Origin of the sequence: Sphingobacterium faecale, from assembly GCF_016746095.1 — a bacterium.
Classification (GTDB): domain Bacteria; phylum Bacteroidota; class Bacteroidia; order Sphingobacteriales; family Sphingobacteriaceae; genus Sphingobacterium; species Sphingobacterium faecale.
In genome coordinates this window covers 42715-64070 of the sequence record NZ_JAERTY010000001.1, presented here as the reverse complement: position 1 = coordinate 64070, position 21356 = coordinate 42715, and the positions used below count along the sequence as shown (strand labels likewise).

Here is a 21356-nt window from a genome sequence, read left to right as displayed (position 1 = left end):
TTCAATTAATTTGATTTGATTGTAACCCATCCTTTATGTACTTCCGACTTGCCTCCCTTCACTAATTCTAACACATAGAAGTATGTCCCTTCACTCAGGCCTAGTCCGTTCCAATCATTGTTGTACGCATTACTCTTGTACACCTCATTCCCCCAACGGTTGACAATGGTAAGCACTACCCTATCATAAAGCTCAAGGCCTTTGATTCGGAACTCATCATTTTTGCCGTCACCATTCGGCGTAATGATATTTGGAATATCCAGATCATTACTAGACACCGCTACACGTACTGTCGCTGTATTACTCCATCTTCCTTTCACATCCTTCACACGATAAGTAAAGGTATCTTCACCGACCATGTCACGAGAAGAGATATAAGTGACCGTACCATCGATTCCTACCGTAGTTGTCGCTCCGGCTGATGAAGATACAATTTCTAATGAAGTAGGGTCAATATCCCATTTGGTGACCAAGTCATTAGCCAACACATCAATGTCGACCGGTACTGCAGTTTTGGTCTCAGCGATATCATCTACCGCTTGGATCAATGGATAAACTACCGGCACCTCTGGTGTATCATCTTTATCGTCCTCTGGATCTGTACCCGGATCTTTACCCGGTCCCCATACGGTGATACCATTGGTAATCTTCTCTGGCGCTTCATCATCTACCTTCGCCGTGATCTTCACGATAATAGTACCTCCAACTGTTAGCTTAGCCTTCGTTTTCACTGTAGCATTATTACCTGTACCAGATATTGTAGCATTATTGCCCTCGATCTCATACTTCTCGATCGTAACACCGGCACCAGGGCGCTCTACTAGCTTGATATCTTTATCTACTTCCATTACAGCCGGTCCATTATTTGTAATCGTTACTGTAAACGTTGTAGACTCACCTGCTTTTACCTTACTCTCGTCTGCTACTTTTTCTATGGTCAATTTGTATTCACGATCTACAGGGACCGGAGGTGTATCGTCTTTATCATCCTCAGGATCTGTTCCAGGGTCCTTATCTGGTCCCCAAACCGTGATACCATTGGTAATTGTCGAAGGCGCATCCACATCCACCTTAGCCGTTACTTTTACGACTATAGTCTGTCCTTTTGCAATCTTCGCCGTTGTAGTTACCACTGCATTATTAGCTGTCCCACTGATAGTTGCATTAGCTCCTACTATTTCATATTTATCGATGGTCACGCCAGCACCAGGACGTTCGGTCAACTGGATTTTCTTGCCTACCTCGATAGTAGATGGACCATCATTTGTAATAGTCAATGTAAAGGTAGTATTTTCTCCGGCTTTTACACGCGTCTGATCTGCCTTTTTAACAATACTCAGATTGGACTCACGGTCTACTGGAACTGGAGGCGTTTCATCCTTATCATCTTCAGGATCAGTTCCAGGGTCTTTATCTGGCCCCCATACTTTGATACCGTTGGTGATAGTAGACGGTGCATCTGCCCCTACTGCCGCGCTTACTTTTACAATGATCGTACCTCCTACTGCAATTACACTATTGGTAGTCACGGTAGCTGTGTTACCAGTACCCGCTGCAACTGCGTTTCCAGAGGTAACTTCATATCCTGTAATGCTCAGTCCCGTACTTGGAATCTCTCCTAAGTTGATAACCTTGCCTACTGCAATCTGAGCAGGGCCATTGTTCGTAATTGTCACGGTAAATGTTGTATTTGTACCTGCTTTGACACGGGAGTGATCAGCTACTTTTGAAATACTCAGGTCAGACCTACAGAATACAGTAGTAAATGTCACGACTTTTCTATCAGCAGCTAAACTCTCACAGACACCATCTCCACTGACTCCTACACTATAGCTATAAGTACCGGGAGCCATTATACCTAGATTCAATATACCATCACTTCCTCCAGCGATAGCCACACCATGTTCATTGTACCAATGGAACACTGGGTTAACAATTGTACTAGTTGGAGTAAGCTCTGCTGTAAGAACTGTCGCATCCGTAGGTTCAATACAGATCGGGGTCGAGGTATCCATACCGTTAACCAGGATATCAGCGATATCGGTAGACTGTCCGGTAGGCTGGATAGTGAATGTAACCGTCTTGCGGTCCGAAGCAAGGCTCTCACAGATACCGTCTCCGCTCACACCGACACTGTAGGTATAAGTACCCGCAGTCAATTGACCAACGTTCAATGTACCATCAGATCCACCTGTAATCACAACACCTGCATGGTCATACCAGTGGAATACCGGATTCGTAATCGTACTGCCCGATGTTAGCGCTGTCGTCAGGATAACATCGACATCCGGTGCTATACATAACGGAGCACCTGGATCCATACCGTTAACCAGGATATCAGCGATATCGGTAGACTGTCCGGTAGGCTGGATAGTGAATGTAACCGTCTTGCGGTCCGAAGCAAGGCTCTCACAGACACCGTCTCCGCTCACACCGACACTGTAGGTATAAGTACCCGCAGTCAATTGACCAACGTTCAATGTACCATCAGATCCACCTGTAATCGCAACACCTGCATGGTCATACCAGTGGAATACCGGATTGGTAATCGTACTGCCCGATGTTAGCGCTGCCGTCAGGATAACATCGACACCCGGTGCAATACATAACGGAGCACCTGGATCCATACCGTTAACCAGGATATCAGCGATATCGGTAGACTGTCCGGTAGGCTGGATAGTGAATGTAACCGTCTTGCGGTCCGAAGCAAGGCTCTCACAGATACCGTCTCCGCTCACACCGACACTGTAGGTATAAGTACCCGCAGTTAATTGACCGAGGTTCAATGTACCATCCGATCCACCTGTAATCGCAACACCTGCATGGTCATACCAGTGGAATACCGGATTCGTAATCGTACTGCCCGATGTTAGCGCTGTCGTCAGGATAACATCGTCATCCGGTGCTATACATAACGGAGCACTAGGAGCTACACCGTTAACTAGGATATCAGCGATATCGGTAGCTTTCCCAGCTGTCTTAATAGTTACTTTTATCTCCTGTCTTGGTCCAATAGGACAGCCCAGTCTTACCGCCTGAACATAGTAGGTATATGTTCCAGCCGTTGTTGTATTCGGCTTGAATGAGAGACTAGCTCCCGATGCATTCAACGGACTACCACCACTTGCGACATCGTAAACTTCATAAAAAGTACAATCGTCTTGCTTATCAATCGAAACATCTTCTCCTGGACAAACCTCTAATGACTCACCTGGATCGACGCCGATACTTATAGCAGGTTTGATAGATACATCATATATTTTCACCTGTTCTCCAAGATTCACATTTGCAATACCTCCATAAGAAATTTTAACGCGATCATATGCTTCTGCAAATGGAGACACAATTAATTTTTTCTTATCTGTGCCAAAGCTTAGTAATCTAAGATCTAATATATTCGCTCCATTATCAAGAGGTTGTCCTACCTGGCTCGAGCCATTGTATCGCTGAATAGAAAATCCTGTCAATAAACTTAAGTTTAAAATGCTACTATTAGGATCCGCCATAATAATCTGTAGAGAATCACTAGGCATCACCTGATTTTTAAAGACAGGTGTTATGGTAGCAACATTTAGAACAGCGGCGCCTCTCACAATCTGAGCTGCCGTAGTCAAATCGTCATCAACCGCATTCCAAGGATCAACTACCGATGCCGTTGCACTCACAACATCTAATCCTAAGAAAGTTTCTAGACCATACAGAACATCTCTAACATCTTTGTTTACACCTGGAGCCACTGGCGCACAATCATTAGTTGTTACCGTTTCTTTTACGTATGCGCCGTATACCTTAAAGTTTTCTGCTAGGGAAAGGAGTGATCCAAAGTAAAGTCTTACTCCTTTATATTCTTTAGGCCCCGTTACTGTACTTGGCACAAAAGTAAATTCGTAAGCCGCATCAGCAGCTAATAGCTTAACCAAACCTGCGGATACAGACTCTCCAGCACCAATAGAGTTGCCACTACTATTTAATCCGTAGGCCAAAATTCCAGAAACCGCACTTAGGCCGCTATACTCTTTGCCTAATTTCACTGTAACTGGTGTACCTGCTACATAGGTTTTATCAAACTCAAGATCTAAATATCCGCCTCCAAGACCTACAAGGCCAACAACCATCCCCACAGTTGCTGAAGTTTTGGGGTTTCGATCGACGGCATCATCTTTATGATCTATAAAACCACCTAAAGACTGCCATTTAGCCTTTGTTGCGTAATAAGGCTTGAATAACGTTGGACAACTATCTGCATTGTAAATATTTATTACTACAGTAGCTATAGTTGCACAGTCGCTTGCATTTTTCGCCACTACAGTATAAGCATAGATTCCTGCTTCCGCAAACGTAGGCGACATATTTGTTGTTGCATTACCAGTATTATCATACCAAGTATAGTTTACCCCGCTTTCTGGAGTAATCGTTGGCAATGCTACTGGTGTATTCATCATACCGGTTACAGACGCATTGCCACCTACAAATTCTATTCGAGGCGCAGGATTGAATGTAACAATAAGGGCATCTGACATATCACTATCACAACCTATAGAGCCGTTTATCACCGTAGCAGCGTATTCTCCATTCTCAGTTACGGTAATTGTTGATCCACTTCCTACTCCATTAAGTGGTACACCATTTTTGTACCATGTATGTGTACCTGTTGCGTTAGAGGTTAATGTAACACTCTCTCCTTCACAGACAGGGCCTGTAACTGAGGAACTCAATACCGGCTTAGCAGGTTTTGCAGTAACAACAACCCCAACCGCTGCAGATGCTCCACTCGCACAGCCCTCTACATTTACTGCTTTTACGGTATACTGCCCTGCGTCTGTAAGATCTCCGTCTAACGTAAGTTGAGAACCAGTCTTATCTATACCTGTTAATAAAACACCATTTTTATACCACTCATAACTATCCGCCCCAGCAGTAGCTGTCAACTTAACAACTTCGCCTTCACAAGTATTTGCTGAGTTTGGCGTAATGGTAGGTGTATTCGGTGCGACACCTACTGTCACCTTCACAGATTCCCCAGCTCCTTCGAAACATGCGTCTCCACCTTCTATGCTCACATAGTAAGTTGTTGTTGAATTTAATGTAGGTGTATAAATAGGGTCATTGTGAACCACAGGCCCTGTAACACTGCCTCTTCTCCATACAAAACCTGATCCCGCAGGTATATTACTAACTCCATTGGCCGAGGCAAATGAAGCTTCAAGCGTGACTTGTCCACCTGCACAAATGCTCAGATCTGTAGTTAGATTAATATTGTCTTTCTTAACCGTTATACAGCTCGTAGGCAAGCTTGCAGATGCAGGCACTGTAACATCTAAATTTTTAGAATCTTTAAATTTTGCCTCAGCTGTATTAACCAATGGCGCAGGGGCAGTAGGTAAAGTCAAGACCTTCACTTTGAAGGTCAACTCCACTTTATTAGCTTCACCAACATTCAATAACGGAATTGTACGATCAATATTTCCACTTGCAGTCGTTCCATCAATCTCTAAGAGCTCTACATCTGCACTTAATAGATCTTTCAAGTTTACAGACGTCAAGTCTTTATTACCATTATTCTCGATAGTAAGCGTATAGGTAATAATATCTCCTACAGCTGCTTTCTTAATATCATTTTGATTTACTCCAGATTTAGTAAACAATATACTATGCACAGGATCTACAGGAGTCACTGTCCCTCTAGGACCGCTTGTGTCCGGATCATTGGCGCCTCCAGTCGCTGGAGGGAAACTTTCCTGCTCTGTTGTGATTTCGGCACTAGTTACCTTGGCAATATTTCTAATTTCGTTTATACCTGTAAGGTTTTCATCTATTCTAACCTTGAATTTATGACCTATCGAATTATCTCCTACCTTTAATTCTGTAATTGTAAATGGGAGTGTACCTGACAGCAAAGTAGTACCTGCTGGCAACGGATCGTTAATAACCACATTGGTCAAATCCTTATTACCCGTGTTACGAACAAAGATGGTATACTCGATTGTTTCTCCACCCTTCACCGAAGTGATAGCAGCATCACCATCTACAACCGCCGTTTTCCACGATACTAAAGAATAATTATCACCTACTGGAACCTCTGTCTCATCACCAGGAACCTTAGTTGGATCAGGACCAGTTTTAGGATCTGTAGGATCTGCCGGCGTAGTCTTTACCGGTGTTTTTCCAGGTATTGTAACTGTAGCTACGTTGCTTATATTCGTAATTCCAGTCAAATCATTATTCACAGTCACTTGGAAAGTAACAGATTTTTCACCTCCTACTGCAATATCCAATGGAGCGAATGTCAGCGAGCTACCTGAAGCCAATGTTGTACCAACGGGAAGCGCTTCGGTGACCTGCACTCCTGTCAAAGCCTGGTTACCTGTATTTTTAATATATATCGTATAATCAATAGTCTCGCCACCGGACACAGAAGCAACTGTTGCACCTGCCAGTGTGGCCACCGCAGATTTCCAAGTAGATATCGACGATATCTGTTCAACTGGTATATCCGTTCCTTTATCGCCATCTGTCTTTGGTTCGCCTGGATTTGTCGGTGATGGCGGCCAGGTCTGCGTACCTGGATCTGCCGCATCCTTCTTAACCAATGCGACGTTACTAATTTTTGTAACACCTGTTAGGTCTGCGTCGACACTAACTTTGAAACTCACTGTCGCCGGAGCGCCTGCGGCTACATCGATACCCGTAAACGTCACTTTGCCATCTGCAAATGTACCTCCAGAACCTGCTATGTAAGAGGTATTGTGAGGTACAGCATCTGTAATGATATAATCAGTCAGATCAACAGATCCCGTATTACGTATGTGGATCGTATATTCGATTTCTTCACCACCTTTTACGGTAGTGACAGCAGGATCGCCATCTACTTCAAATGATTTCCAAGTGGTAAACATCGGTGTGTTACAGTCTGGCAACACGTAATACAAATGCACACTTGGCGTAACTCCTATGCTAACAAGAGATTTAAGTGTCAAAGCCACTTCATCAATATCCGCACTAGGTTTATAAATAAATTCCTGAGCAACACCATTATTAACTAAATCTACTACGTTCAATCCAACTAACGCCTGCTCAATCGGTAAATTATCTACTATAACTCCGTTTTTATAAGACACCAATGTGATATTATTAGAAACGTCTACACTTACATCACCACCATTTGCTGCCAATTTAATCCGTATGGGTTGTCCACCCGTCACTACTTTGTTAAACTGGATATTCTGCTGTAATGTTCCCTCAATAGCTGCTGTTCCTAAACTTAAAGTAGAATGATTTTGTAAATTATTATCAATAGCCCAAGATGCGTTTTGAACTCCTGCTCCGCCCAAGTTCAAGGCATCTAATGTGATACCGCTCCCCTTCTGCGAAGTACTGAATGCCTGAGGACAATTAGTAGCAACTATTCCATGACACATTCCATAAACATTCAAATGCTTATCATTAGACGTCAATCCAATAATAGCATTAGTATGATCGGAAATTTTTACGGACTTATAATCCATTCCTGGTTTAATAGCAAGATAGTAACGTCCCTTCGTATCCTGTATGATACGAATTACATCGTCAACCTGATTCTGTGCATTTACAAAACCATTTCTACTACTTCTTGTCGCTATTATACCATTATTATCGTCTTTGATTTCGACATCAAAATAGTGATCCCCTAATAAGAGATTATCTAGTATACCTGTTACAAAACCGCCCAAAGACCCTTTTAACAAATTAGCTAGGATGGTTTGGTCATAGTCGATTCTAATGTATGATGTTTCATTCCCATTTAGAACTGAAGGATAGGCAAGTTCTAAATGAGCTTTACTAGAGCCTAATCCTAAAATAATTCCAGCATCTGAGCGTAGCGTAGCGTAACTATTAAAGTTAGCATCCAATAGATTTTGAACATCATCAACATGCTCAGCCGAAACAATTTCAGCGTCACAACTTGTAAATGGTGACTCTTCAAAATCAGGATCCGGACAATTAGCTGAGATACGTTTGGCACTATATAGTCTTATTGGACTGCCAACTCCCAGATTGACAACACTTCCTAGCTCCAAACGAATGCGATCATAAATTACACCAGCATCAATCTCTACACCGACAACCCCTCCGGACTTAAACAACCCTAATAAATCAAGATTATTCACTAGACTATTCTGAAGAACCGTGCTATAAACTTCGTCGGCCCCATTATAAAGATACACCTTATATGCTCCCAATAAATCTACATTAACCAACGTTTGAGGAATCTGTAGGCGCATTCTTACTTTTGCATCAGACTTAGTTTTGAATAAGATATCTTGGTGGATAGTTGCTCCGACAGCAGCTGTTCCTAAACTCAGTTCCGAATAATTCGAAGAATTATCATCTATACTGTATGGTCCATTGACAACCCCTGCAGGATTAGCCCCTTCAAATAAATTCAGAGTCAGTCCACTACCATCATACATTGTAAAAGCAGCTTGTTCACACTCATCAAACTGCGTCTCTCTACACATTCCATATACCTGCATAGATGTGGAGGATGCCAGCCCCGCTAACGCTGGATACTTTAATGTTATTTTAATAGACTGGTAATCATCATTAGCGGTAAATGCGAGATAATAATGTCCGAATCTATCTTGAACGATACGAGCCCTATCCGAAGTGAATCCATTGAGTCCCGATTCCGTATATATAGATGTACCGTCTGGTCTATAAACTTCGATATCGAAATATTTCTTCCCAAATAGTGCAATATCGGCTACACTACCAACGAACTTTCCAAGACTTCCCGCCAGTAGACCTTTAAGCAAGCCTGCTTCTTCAAAACCAATTTTTACATAAGAATATACATTAGGATCAACTTTACTATCAAATCCTAATTGAATACTTCCTTCCTTGGCTCCAGCTCCCAATAGAATACCTGATTCACTTGTTAATAGGGCAAAAGTATTATTATGTCCGTCTACCGCATTGTACGGAAAGTTTACCCCGGTAAAGTCAACTAATCCACCTGTATCTTCGGCACACTCTGGTGTATTAAATGGTGTATCCGTATCGGGTAGTGGAATTATAGGATTTGGATCTGGACAATCCGCACCAAATCGCTTAATACTATAAATTTTCAGCGGGTTGTTAAACAGACCTACATTTACTAGTTTATTAACACCTACCGCAACCCGATCAAACGCTTTACCTGGTCCTATAGGGATAGTCACGCTACCATTAGTTTGTAACAGACCTAATACGTCAAGACCTGCAACCAAACCATTTTGCAGTCTTTGGGAATAAACCAGTTCATCACCATCGTATGCCCTGATCTCCACATTTGAAATAAGATTTATATCTAGCGTACTTTGATTATCAATTCCAATTTTTACTTTGAAATAATCAGATGGCGCAGATAGTGTATGAAAATCAACATATTGAAAAGAGCTTGCTGCAACTCCAACAGCTAAACCTCCTAATTTCACTTCGGAGAAAGTATTATCGTCCTCCACACTTACCGAATTATCATCAATAGCCAAATGACCATTTATCACACCACGATCACCTCCTCCCAACAATGCGAGAGACAAGCCAACAGATTCCGAATATGTTTTGAATGCCTGTTCACAATCCTCACCGCCAGTAGAATAGCACATGCTATATACTTTCATCGTACGGCTAGCTTCTGCGCCAACCAACGAACGAAAATGCTCTGTGATTTTTATACTTTTATATCCAACTGTTGGCGTAATCGCTACATAATATTTACCATATTTATCTTGAACTACCCGAATTGGCTTCCCATTAAAACCATTAGCACTAGAACCTGATAAAATTGGAGAAGCATTTGGATCATCGTAAACATCGACCGTAAAATAATGATTTCCAAATAGCACATTATCGACTGTATTACCAAGGAGTCCACCAAGACTTCCATCTAATAGCGATGATAACAAACCATCATCTCCCATATCAATCCGAACATATGATGTCTTGCCTGCGCTTGGCTTATTGGCGTTTGAATATCCTAAATGAACAAATCCAGAATAAGCTCCTAATCCTACAACTTTTCCAGACGAAGCCTCTAAAACCGTATATGTACCAGGAGCACCATCTAAAGCGTTATAAGGAAAATTAGCGTATGCCTGTCCTAACAATTCCGTAGCACAGGTTTTCTTATTCCCTAGCATATGGATTCCGCCTTCATCTAACAATGGAGGAGTTGTTTCTTTACAAAGTGTTGAATTTCCAAGCCCATAGCGTTTTACACTATAGACCTGCAATGGAGAAGAAGCCAAACTAATAGAGGCTGTGGTATTAATACCTATAGCTACACGGTCAAAGGGAACACCTGGTCCAAAAGGTATTTCTACAGGATCCCCAGACTGTAATAAAGTCAGAAGATCAAGGCCATTAACCAATGCTCCCTGTAGTTTTTTAGTATAAACCAAATTATTACCATCATAAGCCCGGACTTCAAAATTACCCAACAAATTCAAATCTAATAAGCTTCCACCTCCGATTTTAAACTTGACTTTGAAATAATCCTGTGAAGCAGAGAGTTTATTAAAATAAAACGTCTGAAATACAGATCCAAATACGCTTAGAGTTCCTGTAGATATAGTAGAAAAAGTATTGTCATTTCCATCTATAGCTCGTTCTGGATTACTCACAGGAGGTCCACTAAGTAATTTAATATCTATCCCTGTGGTTTTTCCTAAATCCGCGTAATTAGCAATTCCACAATTAGGACTATCGAAAGTGAACGCATGATATACATTCATTTTAAACTGTCCTAAGTTCACGATCCCACTTGGGTACTTTGTGGTTATCCTAACTGAATTATAAACAACGCCCGCTTCTGGCGTTATTGCTAGATAATAGTTACCAGAGGCATCGACAATCATCCGCGTTTCCACGTTTGTATTGACCTTTGTACCCTCTTGATTGGCAGCATTTCCTGCACCAGCATACACCTCTCCTACTATATTAGTTCCTGCCAAACCAAGCAACTGAGATAAGCTTAGATTCAAGCCTACCAACTCAGGTTTTGATATTTTGACATAGGTCGTGGCTCCCGCAGAACGATCCGTAGGAAACTTCAACTGTAAATAAGCATCCTTTCCAACGGTAATCTTGGTGACAACAAGATTCACTTCAATTCTATCCGATAACATTTTAGCAAACGTTGTCTCTGAAATAGTCGATGCATTACTTGCGTCTGTAACCCCTCCCGATCCACCAATATTGATCCCATCATCAACTCGAATACTACCACTGCTCGGCGCCCAGGTCGCATAGGTCTGCCCCCTAGCCCAGCCGGGCATCAGCAATAACATACCATAAGTAACCAGCATAAACAGGAAGCTTAACGAACGGCTTCGCAATAATCCAGGGGCTTGACTTGCATTTTTCATATATATCAACAACTTGGTATGGACTAGAGTTCGCGAATACGCAAACCCGAATACATCATTCAATTTCTAATAGGTAGTATCCAACATGTGTAACATGATAAATACATTACAAAACTAAATGTTACTTTTTGTTTAAAAAAATTATTCAAACGAAAGTTTTAATATTATTTTCAGAATTTTATTTAACCAAAACAATAATTAAATAAGCAATAGCAATAGCAAGGCACTAAAAAAAACTCAACACCAGTGTTTTTTTTCCCTAAACGACTAAAAAAAACTAAAGTCATTAAATACTTTCACTGAACAGTTAACATTGGTCACTAAAAAAAGTGATATATATCACTTTTTTTAGTGACCAATGTTACAATATTAACTCAGGAGAATATTGTAATATATTTTTGTAAACTTTCAGCTACAAAACATGATGTATATCAAAAACAATAGTTGTTACAACAATTTTTAAAAAAAAACTGATCAACAAAAAAACCTCAGATTTTAGGCTGAGGTTCAAATCAAATGAAACAATAAATGATCAACTCATCTTAAGACAAAAAGAGAATACACTCCCTACCCCATACTCACTCGCCACAATAATCTCTCCGCCTTGTGCTTCGATAAACTCTTTGCTTATACTCAGCCCCAATCCAGTTCCTTCTTTTTTAGAGCCGGGTACTCTGAAATAGCGGTGAAAAATTTTATCCATATACTCTGGTAGTATCCCCTGTCCGGTGTCCCTTACCGAAAACCAGACTTTTCCCTCTTTGCTATAGACATGAATATAGACAATCGACTCATCGTGCGAATAGCGCAACGCGTTGGACAACAAATTTGTCAACACCCAAGCCGTTTTCTCTGAGTCTGCCCTCACTGTGGTAACTACCGGATCAATGGCCACATCCATCTTTATATGTCGTTGCTCCATCACTACCCGATTGGCTTCAACCGCATATTCGACAATAGGCCTAACCTCAGCCAAAGCAACATTCATCTGTATAGCGCCACTTTCGACCTGCGCCATATTCAACAGCTCACCCGTGATATCCAATAAACGCTGTAAATCGTCCTTAATACCCGACACCAGGTTTGTCTGTTCGTCATTCAATTCACCGACCTGTCTATTCTCCAATAATTGGACCCCTAATTTTATAGAAGCAATCGGAGTTTTAAATTCATGGGATACTGTTCCGATAAAATTAGTCTTCGCCAGATCCATCTCTTTAAAGGCCGTAACATTCTTCAACAGAATCACCCGCCCTATAAACTGTTCCTGACTTTCTCCCGTTGGAACAATACCTATATCGACCAACTCTTGCTCAAAGTAGCTTTCCTTACTATCCGCATATATCTTTAGCACTTTATTATTCCCCGAGCGCTCTTGCTCTTTGTTCCAATCACGATAGACATCACGCAATAAATCATTATGCAATGCCAGATCCCGGATCGATGCTCCGAGCAGCTCCTCCTTTTTCATACCTGTTACTTTACAGGCCTGCTCATTCGCGAACAAAACGTATTCTTGTTCGTCTGTCCCGATAACCGGATCATGCATGCGTTCGATCAGCGTTTCTATACGCTTCTTACTTTTCAGTAACTTATCCAGCTTACTGTCGGCATACTCTTCCAGTTTCTCAGCCATCGTATTAAAGGAATCAGCCAGCTCACCAAACTCACGATGTCCTGAAAAGAATACACGTTTCTTATAGTTTTGATTAGCTATCTCCTTGATACTTTCAGAGAGCTCCGTAATCGGGTTAGCGATAGAAGAAGGAAGATTGACCAATAAAACAAAAGCAATCAGAAAACACAGTCCTCCTGTAATGGATATAATAACGATAGCGTGATGGGCAGTATCACCCGCTACATCACTTTTCCGTTGTATAGCTTCCATATTAAGACGCATTAAACCGGTAATATCAGTACGAATAGCCGCAACCAACAGAATGTCATCCGGTTTTTTCTCCAACGCCTGTAGGTGTTCCAAAATTAATTGGGTCGCTTCTTTCTCTCCCACCTCCGTCATATTAAGCAGCTGCTTATCCAGATTTTCTTTAAAAAGGCTCACGGCGACCGGATCTGTGTCCAGCTCATCCAGCACAGCCAACATGTTATTGGCATACAGCAGGGTATTATAATTAGCCACCAATATATTGTTCGTATCTCTTTTCAACTGATTGACATACCAACCGCTAACCGCAGCAAGCAATACAATAAGGAAGAACAACAACCCTACCCCAAAGGTAATTTTTGCTTTTATGTTCATCTTCATACCATTCGTTATTCAATCTACGCCCCTCTCTAGCTCAACACCACCAAATCTATATGCTCTTTAGACAGTTTGTTTAATAAGGTATTGAACGTATCTGTCGCCAGAATAATCCGGAACAGACTTATACGAGGTTTTCCGATACATACCGTCGTTATCTTCCTCTCTTCGCATTGAGAAAGAATAGCCTGTGTGATACCGTTACTTTTTATTTTTATGATTTCCGCCCCCAGTTCCGTCGCCAACTTAAAATTATTGATAAGATAGCGCTGCTTATCCAGCGCTATCTTGTCCACCCCTTCTTTTGCAGTCTGTACATATAGCACATACCATACCGCATTATAATAATTTGCCAATCGCGCCGTTTTACGGATGATGGTCCGAGCTATTTTTTCGTTCGAACTGATACAGGCCAGAAGACGTTCTTTTCTTAACGTACGCAACGGAGCGACTTCCGTTTCGACTTTACGTTGTACCTGTGAAGCGACCTCTTTGAGCGCCAGCTCCCGCAACTGCAGGATATGACCACTTTTAAAAAAATTGATTAAGGCCGTATTTACCTTATTTTGATCATAGATTTTTCCTGCTTTCAGCCGATCAATTAACTCCTCCGCAGTAAGGTCGATATTAACCACTTCATCGGCCAAAGCTACGACACTATCCGGTATGCGCTCTCTGACTTCTACACCTGTAATAGCACGCACTTCATCATTAAGACTCTCGATATGCTGAATATTCACCGCACTGATCACATTGATTCCTGCAGTAAGGATGTCCATTACATCCTGCCATCTCTTTTCATTGGCGCTTCCCTCCATATTAGTATGCGCCAGTTCATCAACGATCACCACCTCAGGGCGTACCGACAAGATCGCTTGCAGATCCATTTCTTCCAACTCCTTGCCTTTGTAAAACATACGCTTACGTGGGATGACAGGCAGTTCCTCCAGAAGCGCATGAGTCTCTTTACGAAAGTGCGTTTCTATATATCCGATTTTGATATCGATCCCATTCTTCAGCAGACCATGAGCTTCCTGTAGCATTCTATAGGTTTTGCCTACACCAGCACTCATTCCTATATAGAGTTTAAATTTGCCTCTTCTCGATTTTTTAATCAGCTCTAAAAAATGTTCAGCCCGTTTATTTTCTTCCATATCGCTACAAGATTAAAAGAATGCATTAAAACCTGACAGCCAAGGCACTCAGCGCACTCCAGTGCTGCCTGCCCCGCAGCACCAGATCTTTAACCTCTGTCCTCCAGACCAGATTGGGCAATATTTGATAATCCACATTGACCGATGCCCCAAAAGACTCCATGCCTTTAGGATCCTCTGTCGAAAGGATTACTCCATGACGGTCTTTATAATACTCCGTCCGCCCAGCCATCGCCATTTTGTCATGGAATTTATACTGCACAATCAAAGCTGCTGTATACCATTGATAATACCTATTGCTCCCTTTGCTTTTCTGCTGTGTACCCACATCGAAGCCTGCCGTAAAATTAATTTTTTCACTCCATTGATATTGCCCATACAGATTATGAAAATAACGTATCTGTCGGGTACTGTCCGGTTGGTCATTGCCGACAAAAGAACTGCTATTCAGTATCAAACGATCGGATGGTAGATAGGTCAATTGATGCCCAAATGCAGGTGTTGTATTTCCATCTATTCGCTGTATCCGTTGCCAGCCATTGAGTGCCAATAATGCCATCTGCCATTTTTCATTCCGTGTTTGATAAGACAGCTTAGCTCCCGTTTCAAAATAAGGAGAATTTTCAGCCATTATACTCCTCGTCAATGTTGGACAATTCACCCCTTCCGCACTTTCGGCTCCGATATGAGAGGGGAGCACCCCTACATCTAGCCACAGTTCGTGTGCTTTGGAAAGGCGAACACCAATATGACCTTCATAGATATTTTTCAGCACATCCGGTTCTGCCGCATAATTGGCATTCATATAAGACCCCACTCCGAGCGCTAAATCAGCCCGCACACCTTCCGACCTATAAGATACCTTCACCATTCCCAGATTTAAACTCACCTCATTATTCCTATTATGGCTATATATAAAGTTAGGCCTTTGATTCGATTTAGCAGCATCAAAATCATGCTGATAATAGATTTCAGCATACCCTCCGATCCGTATCTCCCTATTATCCTGAGCCATAGACAGGCTACAGCAAAACATTGTTCCCATCAAAACAGCAATACTCTTCATCTTCTATATTCCTTAAAATGAGCTATCCAAACTATCTAAAGCCAAATTAAGCATCAGTACGTTTACTTTTTCTGGTCCTAATAAGCCTAAAAGAGGCTGCTCGACATGATCACCAATGAGTGTCATGAGCTGCGTCTCCTTCAAATTGCGCTGTTGCGCTATTCTCGCTACCTGTACACGCGCTGCTGCTACAGAAATATGAGGATCGAGACCGCTACCACTGGCAGTGACTAAATCTACAGGGATATCTGAAACGCTCACACCAGGATTCTGTTGTAAAAAATCAGCAATCCGTTGCTCTACGGTAGCAAGATATGCTTCTTCATTGGGACCTTTATTGCTAGCTCCTGATCCAGCTGCATTGTAATCTACAGCCGAGGGTCTAGACCAGAAATACTTCGCCTCCTTGAAAGACTGTCCGATATTTTTATAATAGGTTTTTCCATCCTGCACAACGACAACTCCTTTTCCTTTACCATTAGACAATTGACCTATCCCCCATAGTAATACTGGATAGGCTACAACAAACAAGACGAGCAGAGCGAGCGTCAGTTTTATAGCGGGTAATATATTTGTTTTCATATGTGTATATATCTGTCTTTTATCTGTCATTAACTTGTTCCGATCTATCGGAATAGAATACCCATGGGGTTCGTGCTTTGCTAAACATGAGTATCTCATATATGTATTATTTGTTTAAATCTTTACACCGTAAAAGTTAAAAGAATAGCGAAAGAACTATATCAATAAGCTTAATCCCAATAAAAGGAACCAATACTCCTCCAAGTCCATATATCAATAGATTTCTCCGCAACAATGCACTCGCTCCGATAGGCTTATAGGCGACTCCTTTTAAAGCCAATGGAATCAGAATAGGAATCACTAACGCATTAAAAATAACAGCTGCGAGTATAGCACTCTCTGGACTATGCAGACGCATAATATTGAGTCCCTGCAAAGCAGGAATCGCTGCAACAAACAAAGCGGGGATAATAGCAAAATATTTAGCCACATCATTAGCAATACTAAACGTAGTCAGGGTACCTCGAGTCATCAACAACTGTTTTCCAATCTCTACGACCTCGATAAGTTTGGTCGGGTCGTTATCCAGATCAACCATATTACCAGCTTCTTTGGCAGCTTGAGTACCACTGTTCATCGCTACCCCCACATCAGCCTGTGCCAGCGCTGGAGCATCGTTTGTACCATCCCCCATCATCGCGACCAATCGACCCGCCATCTGTTCATTTTTTATATAGTTCATCTTATCCTCAGGCTTCGCCTCCGCTATAAAATCATCTACACCGGCCTTTTCAGCGATATACCGGGCTGTCAGCGGGTTATCCCCTGTGACCATCACCGTCTTGATGCCCATTTTACGCAGCCGCTCAAATCGTTCTTGTATCCCCGTCTTAATAATATCCTGTAACTCGATCACGCCGAGGGGAGTACTATTTTCCGTAACTACCAGTGGAGTTCCACCATTTTCCGCAATTGTTTTTACACGCTCCAGCACATCCAAAGGAAATACATGACCAGCGGCTTCCACCTGAGCCCGCATTGCGTCTGTTGCACCTTTACGTATTTTTCTGCTGTCGACATCCACCCCCGAGCTGCGGGTTTCTGCTGTAAATTGAATAAAATTCAGTTGGGACAAGCGATATTCAAACACAGGCACATCACCTTTCAGATAGGCAACACGCTCCTTATCCGTCAAGATCTTGGCATGTTCCGTAGCCGCAGCCAATTCCACGATGGATTTTCCTTCCGGAGTTTCATCATTTACTGAACTCAACAAGGCTGCTTCTATCAAAGCAGCACTACTGCCGCCGTCGACAGGATAAAAATGAGTTGCTTTCCTATTGCCGATAGTTATTGTCCCTGTTTTATCCAATAATAACACATCGATATCACCTGCGGTCTCTACCGCCCTACCACTCTTCGTAATTACATTAGCTTTCAATGCCCGATCCATTCCGGCAATACCGATCGCTGACAGTAATCCTCCAATCGTAGTAGGAATTAGACACACAAAAAGCGCAATAAACGATGCAATAGTAATAGGTACATTCGCATAGTCTGCAAAAGGTTTTAATGTAACTGTCACCAAAATAAACACAAGCGTAAATCCAGCTAACAGAATAGTCAACGCTATTTCATTCGGTGTCTTTTGACGACTCGCACCTTCTACCAAGGCAATCATTTTATCCAGAAAGCTCTCCCCAGGCTGAGCTGTTACCCGCACTACGATACGGTCCGATAACACCTTGGTACCTCCCGTCACGGAGCTTTTATCTCCACCGGCCTCCCGGATTACAGGAGCCGACTCCCCAGTAATAGCACTTTCGTCAATGGTAGCCAGCCCTTCGACAATCTCTCCATCGGATGGAATCACATCACCCGCCACGCAGTAGAACAGATCTCCTCTACGTAATGTCGAAGACGAAACCTCGCTCCCATCAGCTAACTTTGCTGGTGTATCTTCACGCGTCTTCCGCAAACTATCCGCCTGAGCCTTACCTCGTGCCTCCGCTATTGCTTCTGCAAAATTTGCAAACAGCAAGGTCAGCAACAGTACGACAAATACGACAAAGTTATATACCAGACTGCCTTGCCCCTGTTTGCCAAAAGCAATCCAGATACAGACCAACAACATAATAAGTGTCCCCACTTCGACCGTAAACATAATAGGATTACGGTACATATGCGCAGGGCTTAGCTTTATGAAAGATTGCTTAACCGCATCTTTTATCATAGTTCCTTGAAACAAGGATTTATTAGTTTCCATGAGAATAGTATTTATAATTAACGCATTGAAAAGTATTCAGCAAGCGGTCCTAAAGTCAAAGCAGGGAAGAACGCCAATGCTGCAACAATCATGATAACTGTAAAAATCATCACACCAAATGTGGCTGTATCGGTTTTTAAAGTCCCTTCTCCTTCGGGGATAAATTTCTTTTCGGCCATCAATCCGGCAATAGCCACAGGTCCAATAATAGGTAAGAACCGGCTCAGGATCAGAACAATTCCTGTACTGATATTCCACCACAGCGTATTATCTCCTAAACCTTCAAAACCACTCCCATTATTAGCCGAGGCAGAAGTATATTCATACAGCATCTCGCTAAAACCATGGAATCCGGTATTATTCAATGTATCTGCGGTCAACGCTGGAAACGCTGCAGATAAAGACGTGCCGACCAGGATAAGGAAAGGGTGTATCAACGCTATGACCATCGCAATCTTCATTTCACGGGCCTCTACTTTTTTACCAAAAAGCTCCGGCGTACGCCCCACCATCAAACCACTGATAAATACCGCCAATATGACGAAAATGAAGAAGTTTAAAATACCAACACCTACGCCGCCATAAAAACTATTAATCATCATCGCCAACAGCTCATTCATACCGGACAAAGGCATGGTACTATCATGCATACTATTGACCGATCCAGTGGAAATCACCGTAGTAGCTATGCTCCAAAAACCTGACGCTGCTGCTCCAATACGTATTTCTTTTCCTTCCGTAGCCCCTAGATCAGTATTGACTCCCATTTCTGATATCGCTGGATTTCCCTTCATCTCCATATATATATTAGGAATGACCAGCATCAGAAAACCAAAGGTCATCACCGAAAACATCATCCATGAGAAGCGTACTCTCTTGGTAAAATATCCAAAGGCAAACAACATAGCCAGCGGAATAATCATCTGTGCCATCATCTCCAGCATATTGGTTAGGTATGTCGGATTTTCAAACGGGTGTGCCCCATTTGTGCCAAAGAAACCTCCACCATTGGTCCCAACGTGTTTTATCGCGACAAATCCAGCTACGGGTCCACGGGAAACCTCAACGGTCTGCCCTTCCAATGTCCGTATCGTATCCTTTCCTTCAAAAGTCATCGGTGTACCTTGAAAAATAAGCACCACCGCTACCAGAAGTGATGTCGGCAATAGTATGCGTGTACAGGACAACACAAAATAGTTGTAAAAATTACCCAATGCCGTTACAGTCTTCTCGCGAAAAGCCCTGAATACAATCACTGCCGACGCCAATCCAGTTGCTGCACTGACAAATTGCAAAAACATCAACCACAACTGTGCGAGATAACTCACTCCAGTCTCTCCAGAATAGTGTTGTAGATTACAATTAACCACAAAAGATATAGTCGTATTAAAAGCTAAATCCGCAGACATACTCGGATTACCATCCGGATTGAGCGGTAAAAAGCCTTGCGTCATCAGCAAGAGCATCCCTATGATAAACCAAACCATATTAATGGTCAGCATAGCGATCATTTGTTGCTTCCATCCCATCTCTTTGGAGGAATCAATGCCACTGAACTTAAAAAAGAGCTTTTCCAACGGCCCCAATACCTTATCCAACAAGGTTCTTTCGCCACTATATACGCTAGCAATATACTTTCCCAAGGGAATTGCAAGAATGACTGTTAGCAGAAATAGAATGACGACACTTAAAATTTCGGTGTTCATATATAAATCAGTATTTAAATCGTTAAAATTTTTCGGGATTGAGTAATACGTAGGCGATATAAGCAAACACTGCAATCGCTGCAATAAATAGGATGATCATCGTTTTAATTTTTGAATTAAGTTCTCGGCAGTCTGCCGTTGATAAATATGCTGCAACTGTACAGGAATACCTGCATAGAGAGACTCCCATTGTCCTTGCTGACACTGTCTTTTTAATCCTTCAAAGGAGCGAACGACTAGATTCTCAATCAGGTAGCGTATGTACCGATTTCCGCTACGGTGTAAACGGGCCAAAAATTGAAGGTGGGCTAATACCTCTGGAAGCCTATTATGATGCAATAGGTTTCTTAAAAAGTTAACTACAGCCTGCAACACACCTGCGAGATTCCGTTTACGTAACAACTGCTGTATCTCTTCTTCTATTTCTTTACAATCACCGGCCAAATAATGTGCGATATTTTCTTCGTCGATCTTTTTCATTGCCATTAGTTTTCTAAAATGACTTTCAAATATTCCTTTCTAAGCTCTTTGGGAAGTAGGTTCATATGCAGCTTAAGACTTGCAGGACATTCTTCTTGTACCAGCTCACATAAAAACTCGTTTTCAATCGCATTTTTAGTATACCTATTACCACTCTGATACAAGACATTAACCACTTTAGCGATATCTTCCACCCAAATAAGATCTTCCTCCGTCCCCAGATGAATTCTATGGATACAAGAACTGGCCAATTGATGCAGTAACTCATAATCAGATACGGTCTCTATGCACCCCTGGATTCCTGGAATCCACTGTTGCAAAGTGTTTTTGATTTTGGTTTCCATTTCTAGTTTCTGTTATTAGATTTTATCAAAAAAAGAGACTGATTTAAATAGCAGTGCAAAACAGATAAGTCCCAGTACTAATAAAATAATTGACATCATATTTTCTATTTGTTTTTATAGCCTAATGCCAAAGCTCATTCCAAGGACGAACAAAAACACACAAACAAC

The 21356-nt window shown here is 42.0% G+C and carries 10 protein-coding genes; all 10 read right to left on the bottom strand.

Features of this window, described 5'->3' with window-relative positions:
• Positions 1-5: 5 nt before the first annotated feature.
• Positions 6-11387: an Ig-like domain-containing protein gene (locus JKG61_RS00215; RefSeq protein ID WP_202100985.1), complete on the bottom strand. Its 11382-nt coding sequence runs from the start codon at positions 11385-11387 to the stop codon at positions 6-8.
• A gap of 532 nt (positions 11388-11919) precedes the next feature.
• A complete protein-coding gene (locus JKG61_RS00210; protein WP_237249320.1) occupies positions 11920-13653 on the bottom strand; it encodes an ATP-binding protein in 1734 nt (577 codons plus the stop codon).
• A gap of 29 nt (positions 13654-13682) precedes the next feature.
• Complete coding sequence (locus JKG61_RS00205; protein ID WP_202100984.1) at positions 13683-14804, bottom strand: sensor protein KdpD; 1122 nt, start codon at positions 14802-14804, stop codon at positions 13683-13685.
• A 25-nt stretch (positions 14805-14829) separates the two neighbouring features.
• A complete protein-coding gene (locus tag JKG61_RS00200) occupies positions 14830-15870 on the bottom strand; it encodes a porin (protein ID WP_202100983.1) in 1041 nt (346 codons plus the stop codon).
• Positions 15871-15882: 12 nt separating this feature from the next.
• Positions 15883-16452 (bottom strand): K(+)-transporting ATPase subunit C, encoded by a 570-nt coding sequence (gene kdpC, locus JKG61_RS00195; protein WP_202100982.1) that lies wholly within the window; start codon positions 16450-16452, stop codon positions 15883-15885.
• Between the two features lie 136 nt (positions 16453-16588).
• Entirely contained in the window at positions 16589-18658 is a 2070-nt protein-coding gene (kdpB, locus tag JKG61_RS00190; protein WP_202100981.1) for a potassium-transporting ATPase subunit KdpB, read from the bottom strand.
• Positions 18659-18675: 17 nt separating this feature from the next.
• Positions 18676-20364, bottom strand: a complete 1689-nt coding sequence (gene kdpA, locus JKG61_RS00185) for a potassium-transporting ATPase subunit KdpA (protein WP_202100980.1) — start codon at positions 20362-20364, stop codon at positions 18676-18678.
• Between the two features lie 22 nt (positions 20365-20386).
• A complete protein-coding gene (locus JKG61_RS23230) occupies positions 20387-20464 on the bottom strand; it encodes a potassium-transporting ATPase subunit F (RefSeq protein WP_144062745.1) in 78 nt (25 codons plus the stop codon).
• On the bottom strand, positions 20461-20844 hold the full coding sequence (locus JKG61_RS22845; protein ID WP_237249319.1) for a DUF7674 family protein: 384 nt from the start codon (positions 20842-20844) through the stop codon (positions 20461-20463). The genes JKG61_RS23230 and JKG61_RS22845 overlap by 4 nt, the downstream gene beginning before the upstream one ends.
• Before the next feature lie 5 nt (positions 20845-20849).
• Positions 20850-21188 carry a DUF7674 family protein gene (locus JKG61_RS00175; RefSeq protein ID WP_202100979.1) on the bottom strand — a complete coding sequence of 113 codons (339 nt, stop codon included), beginning with the start codon at positions 21186-21188 and terminating at the stop codon, positions 20850-20852.
• Positions 21189-21356: the final 168 nt, after the last annotated feature.

Coding starts and splice junctions, on each gene's coding strand:
- JKG61_RS22845 (WP_237249319.1), bottom strand. CDS start 20,844: ATGAAAAAGATCGACGAAGAAAATATCGCACATTATTTGGCCGGTGAT.
- JKG61_RS00205 (WP_202100984.1), bottom strand. CDS start 14,804: ATGGAAGAAAATAAACGGGCTGAACATTTTTTAGAGCTGATTAAAAAA.
- JKG61_RS23230 (WP_144062745.1), bottom strand. CDS start 20,464: ATGATCATCCTATTTATTGCAGCGATTGCAGTGTTTGCTTATATCGCC.
- JKG61_RS00175 (WP_202100979.1), bottom strand. CDS start 21,188: ATGGAAACCAAAATCAAAAACACTTTGCAACAGTGGATTCCAGGAATC.
- kdpA (WP_202100980.1), bottom strand. CDS start 20,364: ATGAACACCGAAATTTTAAGTGTCGTCATTCTATTTCTGCTAACAGTC.
- kdpB (WP_202100981.1), bottom strand. CDS start 18,658: ATGGAAACTAATAAATCCTTGTTTCAAGGAACTATGATAAAAGATGCG.
- JKG61_RS00200 (WP_202100983.1), bottom strand. CDS start 15,870: ATGAAGAGTATTGCTGTTTTGATGGGAACAATGTTTTGCTGTAGCCTG.
- JKG61_RS00210 (WP_237249320.1), bottom strand. CDS start 13,653: ATGAAGATGAACATAAAAGCAAAAATTACCTTTGGGGTAGGGTTGTTG.
- JKG61_RS00215 (WP_202100985.1), bottom strand. CDS start 11,387: ATGAAAAATGCAAGTCAAGCCCCTGGATTATTGCGAAGCCGTTCGTTA.
- kdpC (WP_202100982.1), bottom strand. CDS start 16,452: ATGAAAACAAATATATTACCCGCTATAAAACTGACGCTCGCTCTGCTC.